The sequence below is a fragment of the Rhizobium altiplani genome (assembly GCF_001542405.1).
In the GTDB taxonomy this organism is placed as follows: Bacteria; Pseudomonadota; Alphaproteobacteria; order Rhizobiales; family Rhizobiaceae; genus Rhizobium; species Rhizobium altiplani.
The window spans coordinates 1-6,032 of the sequence record NZ_LNCD01000081.1 but is presented as its reverse complement, the minus strand read 5'-3'; the positions used below and the strand labels follow the sequence as shown (position 1 = coordinate 6,032).

Annotated in this window: 7 protein-coding genes and 1 pseudogene; 7 read left to right on the top strand and 1 reads right to left on the bottom strand. The window is 59.5% G+C overall.

The features are described 5' to 3' along the window. Positions 1-1,136 (bottom strand): IS1182 family transposase (locus tag AS026_RS17610; protein WP_062368615.1); only part of this gene is annotated, 1,136 nt, incomplete at its 3' end. A gap of 192 nt (positions 1,137-1,328) precedes the next feature. Here AS026_RS17610 and AS026_RS17605 point away from each other — a divergent pair. From AS026_RS17605 to AS026_RS40135, 7 genes and pseudogenes are all read left to right on the top strand, one after another. Beyond that, positions 1,329-2,507 (top strand): cell wall hydrolase, encoded by a 1,179-nt coding sequence (locus AS026_RS17605; RefSeq protein WP_025659422.1) that lies wholly within the window; start codon positions 1,329-1,331, stop codon positions 2,505-2,507. Between the two features lie 282 nt (positions 2,508-2,789). Continuing rightward, positions 2,790-3,134 (top strand): AtpZ/AtpI family protein, encoded by a 345-nt coding sequence (locus AS026_RS17600; RefSeq protein WP_062370789.1) that lies wholly within the window; start codon positions 2,790-2,792, stop codon positions 3,132-3,134. A 73-nt stretch (positions 3,135-3,207) separates the two neighbouring features. Beyond that, complete coding sequence (locus AS026_RS17595) at positions 3,208-3,960, top strand: F0F1 ATP synthase subunit A (protein ID WP_062370787.1); 753 nt, start codon at positions 3,208-3,210, stop codon at positions 3,958-3,960. A 73-nt stretch (positions 3,961-4,033) separates the two neighbouring features. Next, the gene (locus AS026_RS17590; RefSeq protein ID WP_003588243.1) at positions 4,034-4,261 is read left to right on the top strand and encodes a F0F1 ATP synthase subunit C; all 228 of its coding nucleotides are present in this window, start codon (positions 4,034-4,036) and stop codon (positions 4,259-4,261) included. 78 nt (positions 4,262-4,339) lie between these two features. Beyond that, on the top strand, positions 4,340-4,978 hold the full coding sequence (locus tag AS026_RS17585; RefSeq protein WP_018859317.1) for a F0F1 ATP synthase subunit B: 639 nt from the start codon (positions 4,340-4,342) through the stop codon (positions 4,976-4,978). Positions 4,979-4,981: 3 nt separating this feature from the next. Continuing rightward, on the top strand, positions 4,982-5,473 hold the full coding sequence (locus AS026_RS17580) for a F0F1 ATP synthase subunit B (protein WP_062370785.1): 492 nt from the start codon (positions 4,982-4,984) through the stop codon (positions 5,471-5,473). Positions 5,474-5,672: 199 nt separating this feature from the next. After that, positions 5,673-6,032, top strand: a pseudogene (locus tag AS026_RS40135) (reverse transcriptase domain-containing protein); the annotation flags it as partial.

Here is a 6,032-nt window from a genome sequence, read left to right as displayed (position 1 = left end):
GCATCGGCCCAGACATGGCGGGTGATGGTGCGCACCGCCTTGGTGTTTGATGTGCAGGAGGCGAGCAGCGGACAGGTTTGGCAGATCGCCGGGTCGGATGTGTAGTGGCGATAACCGTTGCGGTCGGTGGTGGCATAGGCGAGCAGTTGGCCTTCGGGGCAGCGATAACCGTCCGTCTCGGGCTCATAGTCGAACTTCGACTTGCGCATCATGCCATCTTTGGGTGGGGTCGGATTGCGATAGCCGGTGACGCCTAGGATCTGGCGGTCCTCCAGCCCCTTGGCGATGCCGGACGTGGCATAGCCGGCATCCAGGCCGACGGCGCCGACCTCGAAGCCGAACCGCTCCCGCTGCCGGTCGAGCCGCTCGAGATAGACGATACTGTCATGCACATTGGCCGGCGTCACATGGGTGTCGGTGATGATCGCAAGCTTGCCGTCGACCGTGCGGTGGTCGAGATAGAAGAAGCCCTTCGGCTTGCCGTCGCGCACCATGTAGCCGCTGTCGGGATCGGTGCGCGACACCTTGATTTCCTTCACCTGCGGCTCACGCTCTTTGTCCTTCAGCGGCTTTTGCCCGTGCAGCGTCCGCTCCGCCTCGATCGCCCGGTCGAGATCGGCCCAATAATCGGCCCGCGACTTTTCGATCATCGCAAGATCGTATTTGCCCTTGTTGGCATTCGCCTTCAGATGCGTTGAATCCGTGTAAAGCACCGTGCCATCGACCAGCTTGTGGGCGATCGCCTGGCTGACGATATGATCAAAGATGTCCTGGGCCACCGACGTGTCGTTGAAGCGCCGGCGGCGGTTCTGCGACAGGGTCGAGGCGTCGAACACGGGATCCGTCAGCTTCAGCCGCAAGAACCAGCGGTAGGCGACGTTGACCTCGATCTCGCGCACCAACTGACGCTCCGAGCGCACGCCGAACAGGTAACCGATGAACAGCGCCTTGAACATCAAGGTCGGATCGAGCGGCGGGCGGCCGTTATCAGCACAGTAAAGACCGGCAACCCGATCATGGATGAAGGAAAAGTCGATTACCGCGTCGATCTTGCGAAGCAGGTGATCCTTCGGAACAAGCTGATCGAGCGTCACCATCTCGAGAGCCGTCTGTTCGGGAGCAGGTTTCTTCAACATGACCCAGTGAATCACAAACCCCTGGACGAGGCCAGGGGTTTGTCAGCAGTCTGAGCCCGGCGATCCGCCGGGCTTTTTTATTTTCCCTCGCGCTAATCTTTCGTCTCCGGAGGGCCTCGGCATTAACCAAGCATCAAGGTTAATGAGACATTTTCAACGGCATGTTCATGCGTCTCATGCCGGAGTCTCGCGTTGCGTCGAAATAGCCCTTCCCGTGGCAAGCTGCGCCTCTTGCTTCAAAATTGGAGTTCACCCGCGCTCTTCGGCGTTTGCGGGTGGCTGATGTCACCGACGATGGCGTCGCATGCCGACCTCGCGGCTCTGCTTGCCGGCCTCGACCAGGGTAGGGAAAACTGGCGCATGGTTCTAACCAATTCGCCGGCAGGTTCGATCCATCAGGCTGAGCTGACCTTTGCCGATCCCGTAGTCACGGGCACGATTGCTGCCGGGGCCGGCATGGTTTTGCCCGACGGCCGCAAGGTCGCATTCATGGTGAAGGACAAGGGACACGAGGCGACGTCGGACGAGGACCGCGTCAATCGCCCGGCCAAGAAAGGCCGCGTCGTTGCTGTCGAAACGGTGCAGCCGCCGAAGGACTTTTCCGCCGGGTCCATTCTCCAGCGAACGCGCCTGCTCTTTCAGCCCACCTTCGACCTGAAGGACAAATCCGCCTTCGTGAAGCCGAAGATCAAGGGCAAGGAAATCCAGATCGCGACCAATTTCTATACGAAGGAACCGCCCAAGCCGGACCGCGGCGTCTCGCCCATGCTGGCTGGTCTCGTGACCAACGCAAAGGCTGACGTGCTGGCGACGGCCTATGCGCCGAGCGCTCCCGACTACTCCCGTCAGTCGCCGTTCGATTCGATTCTCACCGACAAGGCCGACGACGGCCGCTTTGTGCCGCAGATCGGCCCGCGGGATCACGCCTGGGCCGCAAGCATCTTGGCGCCCTCGGTGTTTTCGGCGGCCGAGCAGCAGTGCCTGGCATCCGGAATCTATTTCGAAGCGCGTGGCGAAACGGTGAAGGGGCAGGCCGCCGTCGCGCAGGTCATTCTCAATCGCGTCCGCAATCCGGCCTACCCGAAGACGATCTGCGGCGTCGTCTACCAGAACGAGGATTGGCGCAACCGATGCCAGTTCTCCTTTGCCTGCGACAACATCAGGGACCGGGTGAACTCGCAGTATCACTGGAGAATCGCCCGCGAAGTCGCGATGGCGGTCACCGCCGGCAAGATCTGGCTCCCGCAGGTTGGCTCCGCCACGCACTACCATGCCGTCTACGTTCGTCCGAAATGGGCAAAGACCATGGAAAAGGTCGGCCGCATCGGTCTGCACGTCTTCTATCGCACCTATGGCGGCGGTTGGAGCTGAGGAAAAAGCCAATCCTGACGCGATTTTGCGTCTCTTGGCAGCACAGGAAAGCGGATTCTTTCGGTCGATTTTGGATAAGTGTGCCAAGATCGGCCTAAGCCCATGTTTTTTATCGCTTATTTTATGGCTGGACATCCACCGCTCACGCCTTGACTATGCTTTTTGCTAAAACTATGTTGCGCGCGACTTCAAAACGGGCCGAAAGGTTCTCAAACCTTGGGGTCGTTGTCCGGAAAACCGGGGTAGCGGGATCGCGGACAGCGGCTGGCGGAGGAGAGCACCATGGCGGAAGACCGCGAGGAAAGTCTTGAGAAGCGCCGTGCGCAATTGGAAGCGAAACTCGCAACCAAGCGCGTAGAAGCGGGGAAGGAAGAGGCTATCGAAGCCAGCGCCGAGGCAAGCCGCAAAGGTTATGCCCAGGCGATGAAGCTTTCGAGCGAGTTCATCTCCGCTATCGTCGTAGGCGCCGTTCTTGGCTATCTCCTCGACCGTTTTGTCGGCACGGCGCCTTGGGGATTGATCGTTCTTCTTCTTCTTGGGTTTTGTGCCGGCGTATTGAACGTTCTGCGCGCTGCGGGGAAGGTTGCAAAACCGGATCCTACCGAGCGCCAGCATGGTGGAAAATAGGGCAGGGCGCTCCGGCGTTCGATCCAGTGCAATAATCCCGTCTCGCGCGGGCTAAAGATAGAGAGAACAAGCGGTGTCTAACGATCCGACCCATCAGTTCCTGATCCAGAAGATTGTGCCGATCGAAATCGGCGGAATTGATTTCTCGTTTACGAATGCATCGCTCTTCATGGTGGCGTCCGCTGCCGTTGCCGCCGGCTTCCTGTATTTCTCGACGTCCAACCGGGCGATCGTGCCGGGCCGCTCACAGTCGGTTGCGGAGATGTCCTACGAATTCATCGCCAACATGCTGAAGGAAGGCGCCGGATCCAAGGGGATGAAGTTCTTCCCATTGGTCTTCTCGCTCTTCATGTTCGTGTTGACGGCAAACCTGCTCGGCATGTTCCCGTACTTCTTTACGGTCACCAGCCAGATCATCGTCACCTTCGCGCTAGCGCTGCTCGTTATCGGCACGGTTCTCGTCTACGGCTTTTATAAGCACGGCTTCCACTTCCTGAATGTTTTTGTCCCGCAAGGCGTTCCTGGCATTCTTCTGCCCCTTGTTGTGTCGATCGAAATCATTTCCTTCCTGTCCCGCCCGATTTCGCTCTCTGTTCGTCTTTTTGCCAATATGCTGGCTGGTCACATCACCCTGAAGGTGTTCGCAGGCTTCGTTGCCTCGCTTGGAGCGCTGGGTGCGGTCGGTGTTGGTGGAGCCGTTCTTCCCCTGATTATGACGGTCGCCCTGACCGGTCTCGAGTTCCTCGTCGCCTTCCTCCAGGCTTACGTCTTTGCGGTGCTGACATGCATGTACCTCAATGACGCGATCCATCCGGGTGGCCACTAAGGGATACCGACATTGACGTCCCTCGGGCGTCAGTCAATTTCGCCGCAACACAACCATTTCAAAGGAGTTCAACATGGAAGCGGAAGCAGCAAAGTTCATCGGTGCAGGTCTGGCTTGCTTTGGTATGGCCGGTACGGCTCTCGGCCTCGGCAACATCTTCGGCAGCTACCTGTCCGGCGCTCTGCGCAACCCGTCTGCTGCTGACAGCCAGTTCGGCCGTCTGGTTTTCGGCTTCGCCGTTACGGAAGCTCTGGGCATCTTCTCGCTGCTCGTCGCTCTCCTCCTGCTCTTCGCCGTTTAATACAGGCGCATTGAAGGATCACGGCCTGCAGTCCGCATGCCGTGATCCTTTGCATTTGCAGTACACCTGGAGGTGAGCATGTTTTTTGTGACCCCGGCTTACGCCGAAGAGGCCCCGGCGGGAACCGCAGAAACTGGTGCAGCAACCGGTACAGACACGCATGCCGCCCCGGCAGCAGGCGATGTCCACACCGAGACCGGCGTACCAGCCGAGCATCATGGTGGCGGCGTGTTTCCGCCTTTCGATTCGACGACCTACGCTTCGCAGCTGCTTTGGCTGGCAATTACGTTTGTCGTCTTCTTCGTGCTCATGCAAAAGGTCATCGCGCCGCGCATCGGCAATATCCTCGAGCAGCGTCACAACCGCATCTCGCAGGACCTCGATGAGGCAGGCCGCCTGAAGGCGGAAGCGGACGCCGATGTTGCCGCTTACGAAGCCGAATTGGCCGCCGCGCGCGCCAAGTCGAACGCGATCGGCACAGCCGCCCGCGACGCTGCCAAGCTGAAGGCGGAAGCCGACCGCAAGGCCGTGGAAGCAGGTCTGGCCGAAAAGCTCAAGGCTGCCGAAGGTCGCATCGCAGACATTAAGGCGAAGGCATTCGCTGACGTCGGCACCATCGCCGAAGAAACAGCAACGGCTGTCGTAGAGCAGCTGATCGGCACCTCGGCAAAGGCAGATGTTGCCGCCGCAGTCGCTGATATCAAGAAGGGGGCTTGATCGATGGAATTTGCATTCGACGCGACATTCTTCGCATTTGTCGGCCTTGTCCTGTTCCTGGCGCTGGTTGTTTACCTCAAGGTTCCGGGCATGATGGCCAAGTCGCTGGACGACCGCGCAGATCAGATCCGCAACGAGCTCTCGGAAGCCAAGCGCCTGCGCGAAGAAGCCCAGCACCTGCTGGCCGAATATCAGCGCAAGCGTAAGGAAGCCGAAGCTGAAGCTGCACACATCGTTGCTGCAGCCGAGCGCGAGGCCGAAATGCTGACCGCCGAAGCCAAGAAGAAGACGGAAGAATTCGTCGCAAACCGCACGGTGGTTTCCGAGCAGAAGATCAAGCAGGCGGAAGCCGATGCGATGAAGGCGGTGCGTTCCGCTGCCGTCGATCTGGCAATCGCTGCTGCCGAAAATGTTCTGGCAAAGAAGGCCGACACGAAGGTTCGGTCCGAACTCTTCAGCGACGCGGTCGGTCAGGTCAAGAGCCGCCTCAACTAAGCTGAGCGCCAAGTTCTTAAGAGCCCGGCTGATGCCGGGCTTTTTTGTTGTGCGCCCAGCATGGGCGCATTCTTGTGGGTGGAAGTCCCACCGTAAGCTGGTCACAGCGAGCGAAGTGAAGCGCAACTGCGGAAGGGTGACCAACCGTGGGGAGGAAGCGTGGATCGAACCTGCGGGCCGATGGACAAGAACCGGATATGTGATGATCCCGAAGCCAAGGGGGCGGCGAGCGCGAGCTTGGCATCCCCAGGGTGCTGGACCGTCTGATCCAACAGGCGCTCCTGCAAGTCCTCCAGCCTATTCTTGATCCGACTTTTAGTCAGCACAGCTACGGCTTCCGTCCTGGAAGGAGTGCACACGATGCCGTCCTGGCGGCGCAATCGTTCGTGCAGTCCGGACGGCGGGTTGTCGTGGACGTTGACCTGGAGAAATTCTTCGACCGGGTTGACCATGACATCCTGATCGACCGTCTGCGCAGAAAATCCCCGATCCCGGCGTGATCCGCTTGGTACGGGCCTATCTGAACACCGACATTGTTGATGGGGGTGTGGTCCTCAAG

Coding starts and splice junctions, on each gene's coding strand:
- AS026_RS17580 (WP_062370785.1), top strand. CDS start 4,982: ATGGAATTTGCATTCGACGCGACATTCTTCGCATTTGTCGGCCTTGTC.
- AS026_RS17590 (WP_003588243.1), top strand. CDS start 4,034: ATGGAAGCGGAAGCAGCAAAGTTCATCGGTGCAGGTCTGGCTTGCTTT.
- AS026_RS17585 (WP_018859317.1), top strand. CDS start 4,340: ATGTTTTTTGTGACCCCGGCTTACGCCGAAGAGGCCCCGGCGGGAACC.
- AS026_RS17600 (WP_062370789.1), top strand. CDS start 2,790: ATGGCGGAAGACCGCGAGGAAAGTCTTGAGAAGCGCCGTGCGCAATTG.